31 protein-coding genes are annotated in these 16517 nt (G+C 45.2%); 4 read left to right on the plus strand and 27 right to left on the minus strand.

What is annotated here, in order from left to right; genetic code table 11:
- Window positions 1-17 precede the first annotated feature (17 nt).
- Window positions 18-470 carry a GNAT family N-acetyltransferase gene (locus ATB74_RS16130; RefSeq protein ID WP_060983539.1) on the plus strand — a complete coding sequence of 151 codons (453 nt, stop codon included), beginning with the start codon at window positions 18-20 and terminating at the stop codon, window positions 468-470.
- The gene (locus ATB74_RS16135) at window positions 470-1318 is read left to right on the plus strand and encodes a DMT family transporter (protein ID WP_060983540.1); all 849 of its coding nucleotides are present in this window, start codon (window positions 470-472) and stop codon (window positions 1316-1318) included. The genes ATB74_RS16130 and ATB74_RS16135 overlap by 1 nt, the downstream gene beginning before the upstream one ends.
- A 44-nt stretch (window positions 1319-1362) precedes the next feature.
- Here the strand turns inward: ATB74_RS16135 and ATB74_RS16140 are convergent, their stop codons facing one another.
- Window positions 1363-1947, minus strand: a complete 585-nt coding sequence (locus ATB74_RS16140) for a LysM-like peptidoglycan-binding domain-containing protein (protein WP_061019156.1) — start codon at window positions 1945-1947, stop codon at window positions 1363-1365.
- A 213-nt stretch (window positions 1948-2160) separates the two neighbouring features.
- Here ATB74_RS16140 and ATB74_RS16145 point away from each other — a divergent pair, with 213 nt between their 5' ends.
- Together ATB74_RS16145 and ATB74_RS16150 are read left to right on the plus strand one after the other, a co-directional pair.
- A complete protein-coding gene (locus ATB74_RS16145; protein WP_008220519.1) occupies window positions 2161-2781 on the plus strand; it encodes an FKBP-type peptidyl-prolyl cis-trans isomerase in 621 nt (206 codons plus the stop codon).
- Window positions 2782-2915: 134 nt separating this feature from the next.
- Window positions 2916-3410 (plus strand): DUF2780 domain-containing protein, encoded by a 495-nt coding sequence (locus tag ATB74_RS16150; protein ID WP_060983542.1) that lies wholly within the window; start codon window positions 2916-2918, stop codon window positions 3408-3410.
- A 421-nt stretch (window positions 3411-3831) separates the two neighbouring features.
- Here ATB74_RS16150 and rplQ read toward each other — a convergent pair whose 3' ends face one another.
- The 26 genes from rplQ to rplD form a co-directional block, all read right to left on the minus strand.
- Window positions 3832-4212 (minus strand): 50S ribosomal protein L17, encoded by a 381-nt coding sequence (gene rplQ / locus ATB74_RS16155; RefSeq protein WP_004729812.1) that lies wholly within the window; start codon window positions 4210-4212, stop codon window positions 3832-3834.
- Window positions 4213-4236: 24 nt separating this feature from the next.
- Window positions 4237-5229: a DNA-directed RNA polymerase subunit alpha gene (locus ATB74_RS16160; RefSeq protein ID WP_004729813.1), complete on the minus strand. Its 993-nt coding sequence runs from the start codon at window positions 5227-5229 to the stop codon at window positions 4237-4239.
- 22 nt (window positions 5230-5251) lie between these two features.
- Window positions 5252-5872 carry a 30S ribosomal protein S4 gene (gene rpsD / locus ATB74_RS16165; protein ID WP_004738777.1) on the minus strand — a complete coding sequence of 207 codons (621 nt, stop codon included), beginning with the start codon at window positions 5870-5872 and terminating at the stop codon, window positions 5252-5254.
- A 31-nt stretch (window positions 5873-5903) separates the two neighbouring features.
- Complete coding sequence (rpsK, locus tag ATB74_RS16170; protein ID WP_004738778.1) at window positions 5904-6293, minus strand: 30S ribosomal protein S11; 390 nt, start codon at window positions 6291-6293, stop codon at window positions 5904-5906.
- Window positions 6294-6312: 19 nt separating this feature from the next.
- Complete coding sequence (gene rpsM, locus ATB74_RS16175) at window positions 6313-6669, minus strand: 30S ribosomal protein S13 (RefSeq protein WP_004738779.1); 357 nt, start codon at window positions 6667-6669, stop codon at window positions 6313-6315.
- Between the two features lie 148 nt (window positions 6670-6817).
- Window positions 6818-6931 carry a 50S ribosomal protein L36 gene (rpmJ, locus tag ATB74_RS16180; RefSeq protein ID WP_000868186.1) on the minus strand — a complete coding sequence of 38 codons (114 nt, stop codon included), beginning with the start codon at window positions 6929-6931 and terminating at the stop codon, window positions 6818-6820.
- A gap of 41 nt (window positions 6932-6972) precedes the next feature.
- Entirely contained in the window at window positions 6973-8307 is a 1335-nt protein-coding gene (gene secY, locus ATB74_RS16185; RefSeq protein ID WP_004738781.1) for a preprotein translocase subunit SecY, read from the minus strand.
- Window positions 8308-8327: 20 nt separating this feature from the next.
- Entirely contained in the window at window positions 8328-8762 is a 435-nt protein-coding gene (gene rplO / locus ATB74_RS16190) for a 50S ribosomal protein L15 (RefSeq protein ID WP_004736758.1), read from the minus strand.
- 5 nt (window positions 8763-8767) lie between these two features.
- Window positions 8768-8944 carry a 50S ribosomal protein L30 gene (rpmD, locus tag ATB74_RS16195; RefSeq protein ID WP_004736756.1) on the minus strand — a complete coding sequence of 59 codons (177 nt, stop codon included), beginning with the start codon at window positions 8942-8944 and terminating at the stop codon, window positions 8768-8770.
- Window positions 8945-8951: 7 nt separating this feature from the next.
- Window positions 8952-9452, minus strand: coding sequence for a 30S ribosomal protein S5 (gene rpsE / locus ATB74_RS16200; protein ID WP_017061307.1), 501 nt, complete (start codon window positions 9450-9452; stop codon window positions 8952-8954).
- Window positions 9453-9466: 14 nt separating this feature from the next.
- A complete protein-coding gene (rplR, locus tag ATB74_RS16205) occupies window positions 9467-9820 on the minus strand; it encodes a 50S ribosomal protein L18 (protein WP_004738784.1) in 354 nt (117 codons plus the stop codon).
- Window positions 9821-9829: 9 nt separating this feature from the next.
- Window positions 9830-10363 carry a 50S ribosomal protein L6 gene (rplF, locus tag ATB74_RS16210; protein ID WP_017063712.1) on the minus strand — a complete coding sequence of 178 codons (534 nt, stop codon included), beginning with the start codon at window positions 10361-10363 and terminating at the stop codon, window positions 9830-9832.
- Between the two features lie 10 nt (window positions 10364-10373).
- Window positions 10374-10766: a 30S ribosomal protein S8 gene (gene rpsH / locus ATB74_RS16215; RefSeq protein ID WP_017061309.1), complete on the minus strand. Its 393-nt coding sequence runs from the start codon at window positions 10764-10766 to the stop codon at window positions 10374-10376.
- A gap of 29 nt (window positions 10767-10795) precedes the next feature.
- Complete coding sequence (gene rpsN / locus ATB74_RS16220) at window positions 10796-11101, minus strand: 30S ribosomal protein S14 (RefSeq protein ID WP_004738789.1); 306 nt, start codon at window positions 11099-11101, stop codon at window positions 10796-10798.
- A gap of 16 nt (window positions 11102-11117) precedes the next feature.
- The gene (gene rplE, locus ATB74_RS16225; RefSeq protein ID WP_004738790.1) at window positions 11118-11657 is read right to left on the minus strand and encodes a 50S ribosomal protein L5; all 540 of its coding nucleotides are present in this window, start codon (window positions 11655-11657) and stop codon (window positions 11118-11120) included.
- A 24-nt stretch (window positions 11658-11681) separates the two neighbouring features.
- Window positions 11682-11999 (minus strand): 50S ribosomal protein L24, encoded by a 318-nt coding sequence (gene rplX, locus ATB74_RS16230; RefSeq protein ID WP_004738792.1) that lies wholly within the window; start codon window positions 11997-11999, stop codon window positions 11682-11684.
- An 11-nt stretch (window positions 12000-12010) separates the two neighbouring features.
- Window positions 12011-12382 carry a 50S ribosomal protein L14 gene (gene rplN, locus ATB74_RS16235; protein WP_004736740.1) on the minus strand — a complete coding sequence of 124 codons (372 nt, stop codon included), beginning with the start codon at window positions 12380-12382 and terminating at the stop codon, window positions 12011-12013.
- 162 nt (window positions 12383-12544) lie between these two features.
- The gene (gene rpsQ / locus ATB74_RS16240) at window positions 12545-12799 is read right to left on the minus strand and encodes a 30S ribosomal protein S17 (protein ID WP_004736739.1); all 255 of its coding nucleotides are present in this window, start codon (window positions 12797-12799) and stop codon (window positions 12545-12547) included.
- Window positions 12799-12990 (minus strand): 50S ribosomal protein L29, encoded by a 192-nt coding sequence (rpmC, locus tag ATB74_RS16245; RefSeq protein ID WP_004736737.1) that lies wholly within the window; start codon window positions 12988-12990, stop codon window positions 12799-12801. The genes rpsQ and rpmC overlap by 1 nt, the downstream gene beginning before the upstream one ends.
- Window positions 12990-13400 carry a 50S ribosomal protein L16 gene (rplP, locus tag ATB74_RS16250; protein ID WP_004736736.1) on the minus strand — a complete coding sequence of 137 codons (411 nt, stop codon included), beginning with the start codon at window positions 13398-13400 and terminating at the stop codon, window positions 12990-12992. The genes rpmC and rplP overlap by 1 nt, the downstream gene beginning before the upstream one ends.
- Window positions 13401-13411: 11 nt before the next feature.
- Window positions 13412-14110 (minus strand): 30S ribosomal protein S3, encoded by a 699-nt coding sequence (rpsC, locus tag ATB74_RS16255; RefSeq protein WP_004736734.1) that lies wholly within the window; start codon window positions 14108-14110, stop codon window positions 13412-13414.
- An 18-nt stretch (window positions 14111-14128) separates the two neighbouring features.
- Window positions 14129-14461 (minus strand): 50S ribosomal protein L22, encoded by a 333-nt coding sequence (gene rplV / locus ATB74_RS16260; RefSeq protein ID WP_004736732.1) that lies wholly within the window; start codon window positions 14459-14461, stop codon window positions 14129-14131.
- A gap of 10 nt (window positions 14462-14471) precedes the next feature.
- Window positions 14472-14750 (minus strand): 30S ribosomal protein S19, encoded by a 279-nt coding sequence (gene rpsS / locus ATB74_RS16265; RefSeq protein WP_004736729.1) that lies wholly within the window; start codon window positions 14748-14750, stop codon window positions 14472-14474.
- A gap of 19 nt (window positions 14751-14769) precedes the next feature.
- Complete coding sequence (rplB, locus tag ATB74_RS16270) at window positions 14770-15594, minus strand: 50S ribosomal protein L2 (RefSeq protein ID WP_010435149.1); 825 nt, start codon at window positions 15592-15594, stop codon at window positions 14770-14772.
- A gap of 14 nt (window positions 15595-15608) precedes the next feature.
- Window positions 15609-15911 (minus strand): 50S ribosomal protein L23, encoded by a 303-nt coding sequence (rplW, locus tag ATB74_RS16275; protein ID WP_004736765.1) that lies wholly within the window; start codon window positions 15909-15911, stop codon window positions 15609-15611.
- Window positions 15908-16510, minus strand: coding sequence for a 50S ribosomal protein L4 (gene rplD / locus ATB74_RS16280; protein ID WP_004738803.1), 603 nt, complete (start codon window positions 16508-16510; stop codon window positions 15908-15910). Before rplD ends, rplW begins: the two co-directional genes overlap by 4 nt.
- Window positions 16511-16517: the final 7 nt, after the last annotated feature.

Here is a 16517-nt window from a genome sequence, read left to right on the forward strand (position 1 = left end):
AACCTCTGGATGTAAACATGATCACTTGGCACTCAATTCCTTTCTCTGAACTTTCAACACATCAGCTTTATCAACTACTTAAATTAAGAGTCGATGTATTTGTGGTTGAGCAAACCTGCCCTTATCCAGAGCTTGACGGTAAAGACACATTCGCTGGTGTTCACCACCTTCTTGGTTACGCCGATGAGGAGTTAGTGGCGTGTGCTCGCTTATTACCGCCGGGCACGAGTTATGACAACACTAGCATCGGCCGAGTGGCAACTAAGCAATCAGCAAGAGGTGATGGCTTAGGCCACCAATTATTGAAAGAAGCATTAACACACTGTGAGTCTCTTTGGCCTGGCACGACCATAGATATTGGTGCACAAGAGCACCTAGAAAGTTTCTATGAAAGTCATGGATTCAAGACGATCTCTGAGATGTATCTGGAAGATGACATTCCTCATGTAGATATGAGATTAGAAAAATAATGACGAATATCACTGCCGGTATTCTATTGTTGGTTGCAGGTAATTTGTTTGCCTCGCTTTCCGATGTAGCAGTAAAGCTATTGAATGGCGAGGTACCGCCTCTTCAATATATTTTTTTCCGACAGTTGATATCTCTGTTGATCATCACCCCACTGTGGTTACAGCAGAAAAAAGAACAACGACGCTTACAGCAAGCCAAAGTAACCTTCATTCGAGGTCAATTAATTCTAATCGGTAGTGGGTGTATGGTTGTGGCAATCACTCATTTATCTTTAGCAACCGCCAACGCTGTGTTTTACGTAGCGCCCCTATTGATGTTGCCGCTTTCTATGTTTCTACTCAAAGAGCAACCTGCGCTAGGCAAGGTCATCGCCACCACTGTCGGCTTTATTGGCGCGCTAATCGTATTGCGGCCTTCTCAGTTCCACTGGGCAGCACTGTTTGCATTGGGGACAGCACTAACTCTTGCCCTATTTAACGTACTGGTAAGGAAGCTTCCTAGTGAGCAATCTGTAGTGACGACGCTGTGGTGGACAACCCTCTTCTCCATACCTGTATCGTTACTACTGTGCTTGTTGTATTGGCAACCGGTATCTATCGAGCACTTAGGATACATAGCACTCAGCGCAACACTCATCTTAAGCTATAACGGCCTTGCGGTTACTGCCTACCAAAAAGCACACTCTAGCCAAATTGCCTTGGCTGAATATTCAGGCTTGGTGTTTGTCGCGCTAATAGGCGCCATTTGGTTCGATGAGATTCCAGATACATTAACCTTTATCGGTATCATGCTGATCATCTTACCGCTGGCCCCTTTCAAGCGACCAAAAAAAAGAGCTAATGCTTAGCTCTTTTCTATCATGCTGTTGAGTTCATAACTCAAGCAAGGCACCTATTTACTACGGCCAAAGCCGCCATCAGACAAGCGGAAGAACATCACCGATGTGTTGCCTTTCTCTAACTGCAGGATATCAAGCTGCCCGGTCTCGGCCAGTTTGAATCGAACTAACTGGCCTTTACGAATCTGACTTAGTGGTTTGTCTGAGCCTTCAATACGCACTAGCGCATTCAAGTCCGACAACGGTAAATCGTTGTTTCGAAAAACCTGTGCTAACGTATCCCCTTGCTTTACGAGGTACTCCTGCCAGTTGTTGTTGCTCGGTTCTGATGAACTGTTCTTGGCATTTTGCTGTTCGCTTAAGCCAACGGTGTTTATCTCTAGCTCAACGCGCGATGTTGTTGGCGCAACGTCTACTTTAGGTTCTGGTAGCGGCACAAAAAGTAATATCAGTACGATCGGAGAAATCACCATCAACAGTCTTTGGTGTAACTTCGGCAATGAGCCCCAAGTTTGCGCTGTCGAGATTTTCATTTTCTTCATATCGATCGAACTCAATTTCTCTTTGACCTGATTCAGTCGATCCTTGAATTCTGCTAAGTGGTCAACTTTCTGTTTTTTCTTTTGACGACGATTCATACCACTGCGTCCTATACATTGAATAACTACAGTATAAAAACCAAAGTACCAACAGTATAGATCTTTCCGTCACAACAAGGCTCAAAGCGAGAAAATTGACATGGCTGTGATTTGGGCACGGTAAAGCGCAAGTGATCAGAGGCTAGCCGTTTCTTCACGCTGCTAATACTGGTATTCTTACCCTTTTCGTACTGACAAAAAGAGTGACTTTTCATGTCTGAAGTAAAATTTGAAACTGTAGAGCAAAAAGCTAGCTACGGTATCGGTCTACAAATGGGCCAACAACTTGCTGGTTCTGGTCTTGAAGGCCTAAACGTTGACGCAATCGCTGCTGGTATCGCAACAGCTCTAGTTGGCGACATGCCAGCTATCGAAGTTGACGAAATCAACAACGCACTACAAGAGCTACACACTCGTGGTGAAGCTGCACGTCAAGAACTAGCTAAAGCTGCTGCTGCTGACGGCGAAGCTTTCCTAGCTGACAACGCTCTTCGTTCAGAAGTAACGGTTCTTGAGTCTGGTCTTCAGTACGAAGTACTAACTGAAGGTACTGGCGAAATCCCAACTGCAGACAAGCAAGTACGTGTTCACTACCACGGCGAACTAACTGACGGTACTGTTTTCGACAGCTCTGTATCTCGCGGTCAACCTGCTGAGTTCCCAGTAACTGGCGTAATTCAAGGTTGGGTACAAGCTCTACAAATGATGCCTGTTGGTTCTAAGTGGAAGCTATACATCCCTCAAGATCTAGCATACGGTGAGCGTGGCGCAGGTGCTGCAATCCCACCATTTGCTGCTCTAGTATTTGAAGTAGAACTTCTAGCAATTCTTTAATTTTTATAAAAACCTATAGTAAAACAAAATACTATAGGCAAATAAAATTGAAATAATCCAACGGCGATGTGACTACATCGCCGTTTTTCGTTTATAGTGAAAGAGTAAATTACTTTATTACTTAAGGACGAATAATGAAGAAAGTACTCATCACAGTTTTAAGCAGCCTTGCTGTTGTCTCTTGCGCTAGCACTAGCGACTCAGAACAAACCAGTTCATCATCAGATACCAATTATTCCCAACTATCACAAACTGCACTAATGGCAGCAGTGAATATGTGGTCTCAACAGAATGAAACAACACCTCTTGCAGATACTGTCGCTGACCAAGCTTCTGTTACCAGCGATCAAGCAATTGGCGGTATCGGTTCAATGTTGGCCCTTGCACAAAACTCACTTGGCACAGCCGACAACAAAGAACTCGCGACACTTATTCCTGGCATGTCGACTCTTGAGTCAACTGGACTATCATCACTAATTAACTCGCAAAGTGCGGTTGAAAGTGCCTTCACAAGTCTAGGAATGGACTCATCGATGGTTTCAACATTTGCGCCAATCGTTCTTCAAGCACTGCAGTCCCAAGGCGCAACAAGTGGTCTAATGGATTCACTTGCTGCTGTATGGCAATAATCGCTAGTTATTAATAGCAAGTATGGAAATCTGATAAGGGCACTTCGGTGCTCTTTTTTATGCGTGAAAGAAAAGATGCTCGTGATACGAGATACGAGATACGAGATACGAGATACGAGATACGAGATACGAGATACGAGATACGAGATACGAGATACGAGATACGAGATACGAGATACGAGATACGAGATACGAGATACGAGATACGAGATACGAGATACGAGATACGAGATACGAGATACGAGATACGAGATACGAGATACGAGATACGAGATACGAGATATTTTTGAAAAATGGAGCAGATAAGACAAGCAAAAATGCCGAACCTCGTGGTGCAATTACTTAGTATAGATATCCTCATTCTACAGATACAAAAAAGCCGAGCTAATGCTCGGCTTTTGTATTAAGAATCTAGTATAGATTACTCAGCAGCTTCTTCAGCAGCTGGGCGGTCTACAAGCTCAATGTAAGCCATTGGAGCTTTATCACCAGTACGGAAACCACATTTAAGAATGCGAGTGTAACCACCTTGGCGAGCCGCGAAACGCGGGCCTAGTTCATTAAATAGTTTTGCTACAACTTCGTTATCACGAGTGCGAGCAAATGCAAGACGACGGTTAGCAACACTGTCTGTCTTAGCTAGGGTAATCAATGGCTCAATTACGCGACGTAGTTCTTTTGCTTTAGGCACGGTAGTTTTAATAACTTCGTGACGAACAAGAGAGCTAGCCATGTTGCTGAACATCGCTTTGCGATGACTGCTGTTGCGGTTGAGTTGACGACCACTTTTACGATGGCGCATGACCTAATCCTTCTAACTTTTCGATTAATCTTCAGCGATTGACGCTGGTGGCCAGTTTTCTAGACGCATGCCTAGAGAAAGACCACGTGAAGCAAGCACATCTTTAATCTCTGTAAGAGATTTCTTACCAAGGTTTGGCGTTTTAAGTAGCTCAACCTCAGTGCGCTGTACAAGATCACCGATGTAGTGAATCGCTTCTGCTTTCAAACAGTTAGCAGAGCGAACTGTTAGTTCAAGATCGTCTACAGGACGTAGTAGGATAGGATCGAATTCTGGCTTCTCTTCCTTCTCCTCAGGTACACGTACATCACGAAGATCTACGAACGCATCCAGTTGTTCAGCTAAAATAGTAGCTGCACGACGGATTGCTTCCTCAGGTTCTAGAGTACCGTTCGTTTCCATATCGATAACAAGCTTGTCTAGATCAGTACGTTGCTCTACACGTGCCGCTTCTACAGCGTAAGCGATTTTATCAACCGGGCTGTAAGTAGCGTCAACAAGTAGACGACCGATAGGACGCTCATCTTCTTCAGTATGGATACGAGCTGAAGCTGGAACGTAACCACGACCACGTTCTACTTTGATACGCATAGCGATCTCAGCATTGTCATCCGTTAGGTGACAAATTACGTGCTCAGGGTTAGCGATCTCTACATCACCATCGTGGGTGATGTCACCTGCAACAACAGGGCCTGAGCCTGATTTGTTCAGTGTAATAAACACTTCATCTTTGCCTTCAGCAACGCGTACAGCCAAACCTTTAAGGTTTAGAAGGATTTCCAGGATATCTTCCTGAACGCCTTCTTTAGTGCTGTATTCGTGTAGCACACCTTCGATTTCAACTTCTGTTACGGCACAACCCGGCATAGAAGATAGAAGAATGCGGCGAAGAGCATTACCTAGAGTGTGGCCGAAACCGCGCTCTAATGGCTCAAGAGTTACTTTCGCGTGTGTCGTATTGATCTGTTCAATGTCAACAAGACGCGGCTTAAGAAATTCTGTTACAGAACCCTGCATTGTGTCCTCTCTTTTTTTAACCTTACTTAGAGTAAAGTTCGACGATCAAGTGTTCATTGATGTCAGCTGATAGGTCAGAACGCTCAGGCATACGCTTGAATGTACCTTCCATTTTGCCAGCATCTACTTCAATCCAAGTTGGCTTTTCACGTTGTTCAGCAACTTCTAGAGCCGCTTTAATACGAGATTGCTGTTTAGCTTTCTCGCGGATAGAAACAACGTCGTTTGCCGCTACTTTGAAAGAAGGAACGTTTACAACTTTACCGTTAACTAGGATAGACTTGTGGCTAACTAGTTGACGAGATTCAGCACGAGTAGCGCCAAAGCCCATACGGTAAACTACGTTATCAAGACGACCTTCAAGAAGCTGAAGCAGGTTTGCACCTGTGTTGCCTTTAAGACGTGCAGCTTCTTTGTAGTAGTTGCGGAATTGTTTTTCTAGAACGCCGTAGATACGACGAACTTTTTGCTTCTCACGAAGCTGAACGCCATACTCAGATAGACGACCGCGACGAGCGCCGTGTACACCTGGTGCGTTATCAATTTTACACTTGGTATCGATCGCACGGACACCAGACTTAAGGAATAAGTCAGTACCTTCGCGACGGCTAAGCTTCAGCTTAGGACCCAAATATCTTGCCATGATCTTTCTCCAATATTCCTAGAAACGAAACTTAAACGCGACGTTTCTTAGGTGGACGACAACCGTTATGAGGGATTGGTGTCGCATCAACAATGTTAGTGATACGGAAACCAGCAGCGTTCAGTGCACGAACAGTAGATTCGCGACCTGGACCTGGACCCTTAACCATAACTTCCAAGTTCTTTAGGCCATATTCTTTAGCCATTTCACCACAACGCTCAGCTGCAACTTGTGCTGCGAACGGAGTAGATTTACGAGAACCACGGAAACCTGAACCACCTGCTGTAGCCCATGCAAGAGCGTTGCCTTGACGGTCAGTGATAGTTACGATTGTGTTGTTGAAAGAAGCATGAATGTGCGCTACGCCATCAGCTACTTGCTTGCGTACGCGCTTACGCGCGCGAGTTGGTTGTTTTGCCATTGTACTCTACCTTATCCGACTATTTCTTGATCGGCTTGCGCGGACCCTTACGGGTGCGAGCGTTGGTTTTAGTACGCTGTCCACGTAGTGGTAGACTGCGACGATGACGAAGACCGCGGTAACAGCCAAGGTCCATAAGACGCTTGATGTTCATCGATACTTCACGACGTAGATCACCTTCTACAGTGTACTTAGCTACACCATCACGCAGTTGATCGATCTGCTCTTCAGTTAGTTCACTGATCTTAGCATCTTCAGCAATACCCACTTCAGCTAGAATAGCTTGAGAGCGAGTTTTACCGATACCGTAGATTGCAGTAAGTGCAATTACAGAATGCTTATGATCAGGAATGTTAATGCCGGCTATACGGGCCATTATTCACTCCTAAGGGGTTCATAAAAGAATTATCCGCAGCAAAGCCCGTTATGGATACGCTGCGGCATACTACTTCTTTTGCACGCAAAAGGTAGGCCGAGGAATATACTCGACTCTACCTTGTATTTCAAGTAAAAATTTCTGCTAATTAGCCTTGGCGTTGCTTATGCTTTGGCTCACTGCAAATCACGCGAACGACACCGTTACGCTTGATAACTTTACAGTTACGGCAGATTTTTTTAACGGAAGCACGAACTTTCATTGCTAAACTCCGTAAATGGAATCGAAATAATTACCACCGAATTAACGGCCGTAACCTTTCAGATTCGCTTTCTTTAACACAGAATCATACTGTTGTGACATCAGATGAGTCTGTACCTGTGCCATGAAATCCATGATAACTACCACTACGATTAGTAGTGATGTGCCGCCGAAGTAGAAACGAACGTTCCACGCGACCATCATGAATTCAGGAATCAGACATATAAAAGTAATGTATAGAGCGCCCGCAAGGGTTAGTCTAGTCATCACTTTATCGATATATTTCGCTGTCTGCTCACCTGGGCGGATACCGGGTACGAATGCACCAGACTTCTTCAAGTTATCAGCTGTTTCACGTGGGTTAAACACCAACGCTGTATAGAAGAAACAGAAGAAGATTATAGCTGCTGCATAAAGCATTACATACAAAGGTTGACCTGGGCTAAGAGCTAATGACACGTCAGTTAACCAACCGAACGCGCTGCTTTCACCATTTTGACCAAACCACTGCGCTAATGTTCCTGGGAACAAAATAATACTTGATGCGAAAATCGCTGGAATAACACCTGCCATATTAATCTTAAGAGGCAAGTGAGAGCTTTGTGCTGCAAAAACTTTACGACCTTGTTGACGTTTCGCATAGTTAACGACGATACGGCGTTGACCACGTTCCATGAAAACTACGAAGTAAATAACAGCAAAAGACAATACAGCAATCAACAGCAGAAGAAGCACATGCAATTCACCTTGACGCGCTTGCTCGATTGTTTGACCGATTGCAGAAGGCAATCCAGCAACAATACCTGCAAAAATCAGAATGGAAATACCATTACCGATTCCTCGCTCAGTGATTTGTTCACCTAACCACATTAAGAACATGGTACCAGTTACTAAACTCACGGTAGCAATAAGCGTAAACATGGTTTGGTTGATAACAACCAGATTGTCGACCATGTTTGGTAAGCCTGTTGCGATACCAATAGCTTGGAATGTTGCAAGTACAAGCGTGCCGTAGCGTGTATATTGGCTTATCTTACGACGGCCTGCTTCACCCTCTTTCTTGAGTTCCGCTAACGCTGGATGAACTACAGTTAGCAATTGGACTACGATCGATGCCGAAATGTACGGCATGATACCCAATGCTAATATAGATGCACGCTCAAGAGCACCACCGGAGAACATGTTAAACATTTCAACGATGGTACCTTTTTGCTGATCGAACAAATCGGCAAGTACAGCTGCGTCAATACCAGGGATCGGCACAAAAGAGCCGGCTCGGAATACTAAAAGTGCACCAATTACGAATAATAAGCGCGACTTTAGTTCACTTAAGCCGCTCTGAGCACTACGAAAATCTTGTCCTGGTTTCTTAGCCATCTGTACCTCGTTCCTCGAGATTATTCCTCGATTTTACCGCCTGCAGCTTCGATTGCAGCTTTAGCGCCTTTAGTCACGCGTAGACCTTTAACAGTCACAGCTTTGCTTAGGTCACCAGAAAGAACGATCTTAACAAATTCGATGTTCTTAGTGATAACGTTAGCAGCTTTAAGGCTGTTAAGATCAACTACGTCACCTGTTACTTTCGCTAGCTCAGCTAGACGAACTTCAGCAGACACTAGGCTCTTACGAGAAGTGAAACCGAATTTAGGTAGACGTTGTTTTAGAGGCATTTGACCGCCTTCAAAACCTGGACGAACAGAGCCGCCAGAACGTGACTTTTGACCTTTGTGACCGCGGCCACCTGTTTTACCAAGGCCAGAACCGATACCACGACCTACACGCTTCTTAGAAGGTTTAGAGCCAGCAGCCGGTGATAGAGTATTCAAACGCATTCTGATTACTCCTCAATCTTAACCATGTAGTAAACCTTGTTGATCATACCGCGTACGCACGGAGTATCTTCAAGTTCTACTGTATGGTTGATGCGACGAAGACCTAGACCTTTAAGACACGCTTTGTGCTTAGGTAGGCGACCAATTGAGCTTTTAGTTTGAGTTACTTTAATAGTTGCCATCGTGTGCTTACTCCGAAATAGATTCAACAGTTAGACCACGTTTAGCAGCAACCATTTCTGGTGACTTAACGTCTACTAGAGCACCAATCGTTGCACGAACGATGTTGATCGGGTTCGTTGAACCGTATGCTTTAGAAAGTACGTTATGTACGCCCGCAACTTCAAGTACAGCACGCATTGCACCACCGGCAATAACACCTGTACCTTCTGCAGCTGGCTGCATGTAAACTTTAGAGCCCGAATGACGACCTTTCACCGGGTGGTGAAGAGTGCCTTCGTTAAGCGATACTGTAACCATGTTACGGCGCGCTTTTTCCATTGCTTTTTGAATCGCAGCAGGTACTTCACGAGCTTTGCCGTAACCGAAACCTACGCGACCGTTACCGTCACCAACTACTGTTAGTGCAGTAAAGCTCATGATTCGACCACCTTTAACCGTCTTAGATACACGGTTAACTGCGATCAGCTTTTCTTGCAAATCATTAGCTTGTTGTTGTTCTTTAGCCATCTTCCAACCCTACCTTAGAATTTCAGACCAGCTTCGCGAGCAGATTCTGCTAGCGCCGCTACTCGACCGTGGTATTGGAAACCAGAACGATCAAATGCAACTGAAGCTACGCCTTTTTCAAGAGCGCGCTCAGCAACAGCTTTACCAACTGCTTTAGCTGCATCAACGTTACCAGTGTTCTTAACTTGCTCACGGATCGCTTTTTCTACAGTAGAAGCAGCTGCGATAACCTCAGAGCCGTTTGCCGCGATAACTTGTGCGTAAACATGGCGAGGAGTACGGTGTACTACCAGGCGAGTTGCACCAAGTTCTGCAATCTTACGACGTGCACGTGTAGCACGACGGATGCGAGATGCTTTCTTATCCATAGTGATACCTTACTTCTTCTTAGCTTCTTTAGTACGCACATTTTCATCTGCGTAACGAACACCTTTGCCTTTGTAAGGCTCAGGAGCACGGTAAGAACGAATGTCAGCCGCAACTTGACCTACTACTTGCTTATCGCAACCAGTAATGATGATCTCAGTTTGGCTAGGGCACTCAGCTTTAATACCTTCAGGTAGAGCGTGCTCTACTGGGTGAGAAAAGCCAAGAGTTAGAGCTACAGAGTTGCCTTTCATAGCAGCACGGTAACCAACACCCTTAAGAGTTAGCTTCTTAGTGAAGCCCTCAGTAACACCCACAACCATGTTATTAACTAGAGCGCGAGCTGTACCAGCTTGTGCCCATGCGTTAGTAACACCTTCTTTCGGACCGAAAGTTAGGTTGGTTTCTTCCTGTGCAATAACTACGGCGCTGTTAAGAACGCGAGTAAGCTCACCTTTGCTACCTTTTACAGTAACTTCTTGGCCGTTTAGTTTCACCTCTACGCCAGCTGGAATAGCGACAGGTGCTTTAGCAACACGAGACATAATCTACTCCTTAAGCTACGTAACAGATGATTTCACCGCCAAGACCTGCTTTACGAGCAGCACGGTCAGACATCAGACCCTTGGAAGTAGAAACAACTGCAATACCAAGACCACCCATCACTGTAGGTAAAGAGTCTTTATTTTTATAAACTCTTAGACCAGGACGTGATACACGCTTGATTTGCTCGATTACAGGTTTAGCTTGGAAGTACTTAAGAGTAACTTCTAGCTCAGGTTTTGCTTCGCTGTTAACAGCGAAGTCTACGATGTAACCTTCAGCTTTAAGTAATGCAGCAATTGCAACTTTAAGCTTTGAAGAAGGCATTTTTACAGCAACTTTGTTTGCTGCCTGACCGTTACGAACTCGGGTCAGCATATCCGAAATCGGATCTTGCATGCTCATAAGATTTACTCCAAATGATTAAGTGGCAATTACCAGCTAGCCTTACGAAGACCCGGAATCTCGCCTTTCATGCAAGCTTCACGAACCTTAATGCGGCTTAGACCGAATTTACGTAGGTAACCGTGTGGACGACCAGTTTGGTTGCAACGGTTGCGCTGACGTGATGCACTTGAATCACGTGGAAGAGATTGCAGTTTAAGAACCGCATTCCAACGATCTTCTTCAGATGCGTTTACATCGCTAATGATAACTTTTAGCGCAGAACGCTTTTCAGCGAACTTAGCTACTAGTTTTGCACGTTTAGCTTCACGTGCTTTCATTGATTGTTTAGCCATAACAGTAACCCTACCCTTACTTACGGAATGGGAAGTTAAAGGCAGCCAGCAGAGCTCGGCCTTCCTCATCGGAACCCGCAGAAGTCGTGATAGTGATATCAAGACCGCGGACACGATCGACTTTATCGTAGTCGATTTCCGGAAAGATGATTTGCTCGCGAACGCCCATGCTGTAGTTACCGCGACCGTCAAAAGACTTAGCGCTAACACCACGGAAATCACGTACACGTGGAAGTGCGATAGAGATTAAACGCTCTAAAAATTCCCACATGCGCTCACCACGCAAGGTTACTTTACAACCAATTGGGTAGCCTTCACGAATTTTGAAACCAGCTACAGATTTACGCGCTTTAGTGATAAGTGGCTTTTGACCAGAGATCGTTGCCATATCAGCTGCTGCGTTTTCTAGCAGTTTCTTATCGTTGATTGCTTCACCAACGCCCATGTTTAGGGTGATTTTCTCAATCCTAGGGACTTGCATGACGCTTGTGTAGCTGAACTCTTTGGTAAGCTCAGCGACTACAGACGACTTGTAGTAATCATGCAGTTTCGCCATAGTAGAACTCCAAATTACTTCTAATTAGTTAGAAACAGTTTCGCCGTTAGATTTGAAGAAACGAACTTTCTTGCCATCTTCGATACGGAAACCGATACGGTCTGCTTTACCAGTAGCCGCGTTAAAAACAGCAACGTTAGAAGCATCAATAGCTGCTTCTTGTTCAACGATGCCACCTTGTTGACCTAGAGCCGGAACCGGCTTTTGGTGTTTCTTAACAAGGTTGATGCCTTCAACGATAACTTTACCAGTTGTCAGAACCTTAGTTACTTTACCTTTCTTGCCTTTATCTTTACCAGCAAGAATGATTACTTCGTCATTACGACGGATTTTAGCTGCCATATTGCCGCTCCTTACAGAACTTCAGGTGCTAGTGATACAATCTTCATGAATTTCGCGTTACGAAGTTCACGAGTCACAGGACCAAAGATACGTGTGCCGACTGGTTGCTCAGTAGTGTCATTTAACAATACACAAGCATTACTGTCGAAGCGAATGACAGAACCGTCTGGGCGACGAACGCCTTTACGGGTGCGCACTACTACCGCCTTCAGAACATCACCTTTCTTTACTTTACCGCGAGGAATCGCTTCCTTCACTGTAACCTTGATGACGTCACCGATATGTGCATAACGGCGGTGAGAGCCACCCAGAACCTTAATACACATTACCTTGCGCGCGCCAGAGTTATCTGCTGCGTCAAGTGTACTTTGCATCTGGATCATTGTTAGTGCTCCGCTAAATATTAAAACTAGACCCTCTCGGGTCGGGCTGCCTCTTTAAAAGGGACGCGAATTGTACCACCCTTTTTTTAAATTGGGTAGACAAAAAACAAGCGGCTCCAAAAAATTATTTGGAGCCGCTTATAAGTTATAGAATTACAAAGATTAAATCTTCGCTTTTTCTAGAACTTTAACCAATGTCCAAGACTTAGTCTTAGACAGAGGACGACACTCAGCGATTTCAACTTTGTCGCCTAGGCCACAAGTGTTGTCTTCGTCGTGTGCGTGTACTTTAGTCGTGCGTTTGATGAACTTACCGTAAATTGGGTGTTTTACAGTGCGTTCAATAGCAACAACGATAGACTTGTCCATCTTGTCGCTTACTACACGGCCTTGCTGGATGCGGTTAGTTTCGCTCATTATGCGCCTGCCTTTTCAGTCAAAACAGTTTTCACACGTGCGATGTCACGGCGTACAGCTTTTAGAGTATGAGTTTGCTGTAGTTGACCAGTTGCAGCTTGCATGCGCAAGTTGAACTGTTCACGTAGCAAATTCAATAGCTCAGCGTTAAGCTCTTCAACGTTCTTTTCGCGTAGATCTTGTGCTTTCATCACATCACCTGCTTAGTTACAAAAGTAGTTTTAACAGGCAGTTTACGTGCCGCTAGGCGGAACGCTTCACGTGCCAACTCTTCAGGTACGCCATTCATCTCGTACATAACTTTGCCTGGTTGGATTTGAGCAACCCAGTACGCAACTGAACCTTTACCTTTACCTTGACGAACTTCAAGAGGCTTTTCAGTAATCGGCTTGTCTGGGAATACACGGATCCAGATTTGACCTTGACGCTTAATGTGACGTGTCATAGCACGACGTGCCGCTTCGATTTGACGTGCAGTCAGACGACCACGGCCAACAGCTTTAAGACCGAATTCGCCGAAGCTTACTTCAGTACCTTTAGCTAGACCACGGTTACGACCAGTCATAACCTTGCGGAACTTAGTACGTTTTGGTTGTAGCATCGTTCGACTCCTTACTTACGGCCTTTACGCTGCTTCTTAGGCTTATCGCCTTTTGGCTCTACTGCGTTAGCAGCTGGCATACCGCCTAGAATCTCACCTTTGAAGATCCAAACTTTAATGCCGATCACACCGTATTGAGTGTGAGCCGAAGAAGTTGCGTAATCAATGTCTGCACGTAGAGTGTGTAGAGGCACACGGCCTTCACGGTACCACTCAGAACGTGCGATTTCAGCACCGCCAAGACGGCCGCCTACTTGTACTTTGATGCCTTTAGCGCCTAGACGCATAGCATTTTGTACCGCACGCTTCATTGCACGACGGAACATAACACGACGCTCTAGTTGAGACGCGATGCTATCAGCTACAAGCTGACCATCTAGCTCAGGCTTACGTACTTCAGCGATGTTAATTTGCGCTGGTACACCTGCGATTTTAGCTACAGCTGCGCGTAGCTTCTCTACGTCTTCACCTTTCTTACCGATAACAACGCCAGGACGAGCAGTGTGAATAGTCACACGGATGCTCTTAGCTGGACGCTCGATAACGATACGAGATAATGATGCTTTTTGTAGTTCCTTTGTAAGGAACTGACGTACCTTGAAGTCGCCGTCTAGGTTGTCAGCGAATTCGTTGGTATTAGCAAACCATGTAGCATTCCAAGGCTTAACGATGCCAAGACGAATACCATTAGGATGTACTTTCTGACCCATTGCTTACTCTCCTAGTCTTTAGCGATCTGCTACAACAATAGTGATGTGGCTTGAACGCTTCAAGATACGATCCGCACGACCTTTAGCACGAGGCATAATACGCTTCATGATAGGGCCCTCATCTACGAAGATTTTAGCGACATTTAGATCGTCGATATCTGCACCTTCGTTATGTTCCGCGTTAGCGATAGCTGACTCAAGAACCTTCTTAACTAATACAGCAGCTTTTTTGTTGCTGAAAGTTAGAATTTCTAGAGCTTGGTCTACCGACTTACCGCGAATTTGGTCTGCAACTAAGCGAGCTTTCTGTGGAGAAATACGAGCAAAGTTATGTTTAGCTAAAGCTTCCATCATCTACTCCTTATTTCTTCTTAGCTTTCTTATCTGCAGCATGACCGCGATAAGTACGAGTTGGTGCAAATTCGCCCAGTTTGTGACCGATCATTTCTTCGGTAACGAAAACTGGAACGTGCTGACGACCATTATGGACAGCGATGGTCAAACCAATCATTGTTGGGATGATCATTGAGCGACGGGACCAAGTCTTAATAGGCTTTTTGTCTCCGCTTTCCACCGCTTTCTCTACCTTCTTCAGCAAGTGTAGGTCAATAAAAGGACCTTTCTTGAGAGAACGTGGCATGGCGATTCCTCTTTATAAATTATTTAGTGCGACGACGTACGATGTACTTGTCAGTGCGCTTGTTCTTACGAGTCTTGAAGCCCTTAGTAGGAACGCCCCAAGGAGAAACTGGGTGACGACCACCAGATGTGCGGCCTTCACCACCACCATGTGGGTGATCCACCGGGTTCATTACTACACCACGTACGGTTGGACGTACGCCGCGCCAGCGTGAAGCACCAGCTTTACCAAGTTCACGTAGCATATGCTCAGAGTTACCAACTTCACCGATCGTTGCACGACCTTCAGAAAGTACTTTGCGCATCTCACCAGAACGTAGACGGATAGTTACGTATGCACCATCGCGAGCGATGATTTGAGCATAAGCACCAGCCGAACGAGCTAGTTGAGCACCTTTACCAGGCTTAAGTTCAACACAGTGTACAGTAGAACCTACTGGGATGTTGCGCATCGGCAGAGTGTTACCTGCTTTGATTGCAGCATCTACGCCAGATTGAATCTGGTCGCCTGCGTTAACACCTTTAGGTGCAATGATGTAACGACGCTCACCGTCTGCGTACAGAACTAGAGCGATGTTAGCACTACGGTTTGGATCGTATTCTAGACGCTCAACTTTCGCTGGGATGCCATCTTTAGTACGTTTGAAGTCAATTACACGGTAATGGTGCTTATGACCACCACCGATGTGACGTACTGTAATACGACCGTTGTTGTTACGACCACCGTTCTTAGAGTTTTTCTCTAGAAGTGGTGCGTATGGCTTACCCTTGTGTAGGTCAGCGTTAACAACTTTAACGACGTGACGACGACCAGGGGAAGTCGGCTTACATTTAACAATAGCCATTTTTACTACTCCTGTTATTCCGCGCCGCCAACGAAGTCAAGATCTTGACCTTCTTTCAAAGTAACGTAGGCTTTTTTCACGTCTGAACGACGGCCTTCACGCATACCTTGACGTTTGGTCTTACCCTTTAATACAAGAGTATTTACAGACTTAACTTCAACTTCAAATAGCTTTTCTACAGCTGCTTTGATCTCTTTCTTAGTTGCATCTTTAGCTACTTTGAAAACGATAGTGTTCGCTTTCTCAGCTGCCATAGTTGCTTTTTCAGAGATGTGCGGAGCACGTAGAACTTTTAAGATACGCTCTTCAGTGATCATGCTAGCATCTCCTCAACTTGCTTAACTGCGTCAGCAGTCATTAGAACCTTGTCGAAAGCGATTAGTGATACTGGATCAACACCAGCAACATCACGTGCATCTACTTTGTATAGGTTACGAGCAGCTAAGAATAGATTTTCATCTACTTCGCCAGTCACAATCAGAACGTCGCTTAGCTCAAGCTCTTTAAGCTTAGCTACAAGTTCTTTTGTTTTTGGTGCTTCTACAGAGAAGTTATCAACAACGATTAAACGCTCTTGACGAACTAGCTCAGAAAGAATGCTCTTCATAGCACCGCGGTACATTTTTTTGTTTACTTTTTGGCTGTGATCTTGTGGTTTCGCAGCAAAAGTAACACCACCTGTACGCCAGATTGGGCTACGAATTGTACCAGCACGTGCGCGGCCAGTACCTTTTTGACGCCATGGCTTAGCGCCACCGCCAGATACTTCAGAACGAGTCTTTTGAGCACGAGTACCTTGACGAGCACCTGCTGCATATGCAACAACTACTTGGTGTACAAGAGCTTCGTTGAAGTCACGTCCGAAAGTAGTCTCGGAAACAGTTAGTGCATCAGCACCTTTAACCATCAATTCCATTACTTAC

The organism is Vibrio splendidus (assembly GCF_001557875.1).
Classification (GTDB): Bacteria; Pseudomonadota; Gammaproteobacteria; order Enterobacterales; family Vibrionaceae; genus Vibrio; species Vibrio splendidus_F.

Bases quoted from the DNA above. Each gene is read 5' to 3' on its own strand.
- rpsK (WP_004738778.1), bottom strand. From the start codon at position 6,293: ATGGCAAAACAACCAACTCGCGCGCGTAAGCGCGTACGCAAGCAAGTA.
- rplR (WP_004738784.1), bottom strand. From the start codon at position 9,820: ATGGATAAGAAAGCATCTCGCATCCGTCGTGCTACACGTGCACGTCGT.
- ATB74_RS16140 (WP_061019156.1), bottom strand. From the start codon at position 1,947: ATGAATCGTCGTCAAAAGAAAAAACAGAAAGTTGACCACTTAGCAGAA.
- rpmC (WP_004736737.1), bottom strand. From the start codon at position 12,990: ATGAAAGCACAAGATCTACGCGAAAAGAACGTTGAAGAGCTTAACGCT.
- ATB74_RS16150 (WP_060983542.1), top strand. From the start codon at position 2,916: ATGAAGAAAGTACTCATCACAGTTTTAAGCAGCCTTGCTGTTGTCTCT.
- ATB74_RS16145 (WP_008220519.1), top strand. From the start codon at position 2,161: ATGTCTGAAGTAAAATTTGAAACTGTAGAGCAAAAAGCTAGCTACGGT.
- ATB74_RS16160 (WP_004729813.1), bottom strand. From the start codon at position 5,229: ATGCAGGGTTCTGTAACAGAATTTCTTAAGCCGCGTCTTGTTGACATT.
- rplO (WP_004736758.1), bottom strand. From the start codon at position 8,762: ATGCGTTTGAATACTCTATCACCGGCTGCTGGCTCTAAACCTTCTAAG.
- rpsC (WP_004736734.1), bottom strand. From the start codon at position 14,110: ATGGGTCAGAAAGTACATCCTAATGGTATTCGTCTTGGCATCGTTAAG.
- rplQ (WP_004729812.1), bottom strand. From the start codon at position 4,212: ATGCGCCATCGTAAAAGTGGTCGTCAACTCAACCGCAACAGCAGTCAT.
- rplF (WP_017063712.1), bottom strand. From the start codon at position 10,363: ATGTCTCGTGTTGCTAAAGCACCTGTCGCTATTCCAGCTGGCGTAGAG.
- rpsH (WP_017061309.1), bottom strand. From the start codon at position 10,766: ATGAGCATGCAAGATCCGATTTCGGATATGCTGACCCGAGTTCGTAAC.
- rpmJ (WP_000868186.1), bottom strand. From the start codon at position 6,931: ATGAAAGTTCGTGCTTCCGTTAAAAAAATCTGCCGTAACTGTAAAGTT.
- rpsE (WP_017061307.1), bottom strand. From the start codon at position 9,452: ATGGCTAAAGAACAACAACAAGCTAATGATTTGCAAGAAAAGCTGATC.
- rpmD (WP_004736756.1), bottom strand. From the start codon at position 8,944: ATGGCAACTATTAAAGTAACTCAAACTAAAAGCTCAATTGGTCGCCTA.
- ATB74_RS16135 (WP_060983540.1), top strand. From the start codon at position 470: ATGACGAATATCACTGCCGGTATTCTATTGTTGGTTGCAGGTAATTTG.
- rpsN (WP_004738789.1), bottom strand. From the start codon at position 11,101: ATGGCTAAACAATCAATGAAAGCACGTGAAGCTAAACGTGCAAAACTA.
- rplP (WP_004736736.1), bottom strand. From the start codon at position 13,400: ATGCTACAACCAAAACGTACTAAGTTCCGCAAGGTTATGACTGGTCGT.
- rpsQ (WP_004736739.1), bottom strand. From the start codon at position 12,799: ATGAGCGAAACTAACCGCATCCAGCAAGGCCGTGTAGTAAGCGACAAG.
- rpsD (WP_004738777.1), bottom strand. From the start codon at position 5,872: ATGGCAAGATATTTGGGTCCTAAGCTGAAGCTTAGCCGTCGCGAAGGT.
- rplD (WP_004738803.1), bottom strand. From the start codon at position 16,510: ATGGAATTGATGGTTAAAGGTGCTGATGCACTAACTGTTTCCGAGACT.
- ATB74_RS16130 (WP_060983539.1), top strand. From the start codon at position 18: ATGATCACTTGGCACTCAATTCCTTTCTCTGAACTTTCAACACATCAG.
- rpsS (WP_004736729.1), bottom strand. From the start codon at position 14,750: ATGCCACGTTCTCTCAAGAAAGGTCCTTTTATTGACCTACACTTGCTG.
- rplX (WP_004738792.1), bottom strand. From the start codon at position 11,999: ATGGCAGCTAAAATCCGTCGTAATGACGAAGTAATCATTCTTGCTGGT.
- rplB (WP_010435149.1), bottom strand. From the start codon at position 15,594: ATGGCTATTGTTAAATGTAAGCCGACTTCCCCTGGTCGTCGTCACGTC.
- rpsM (WP_004738779.1), bottom strand. From the start codon at position 6,669: ATGGCCCGTATAGCCGGCATTAACATTCCTGATCATAAGCATTCTGTA.
- rplV (WP_004736732.1), bottom strand. From the start codon at position 14,461: ATGGAAGCTTTAGCTAAACATAACTTTGCTCGTATTTCTCCACAGAAA.
- rplW (WP_004736765.1), bottom strand. From the start codon at position 15,911: ATGATCACTGAAGAGCGTATCTTAAAAGTTCTACGTGCTCCGCACATC.
- secY (WP_004738781.1), bottom strand. From the start codon at position 8,307: ATGGCTAAGAAACCAGGACAAGATTTTCGTAGTGCTCAGAGCGGCTTA.
- rplE (WP_004738790.1), bottom strand. From the start codon at position 11,657: ATGGCGAAACTGCATGATTACTACAAGTCGTCTGTAGTCGCTGAGCTT.
- rplN (WP_004736740.1), bottom strand. From the start codon at position 12,382: ATGATCCAGATGCAAAGTACACTTGACGCAGCAGATAACTCTGGCGCG.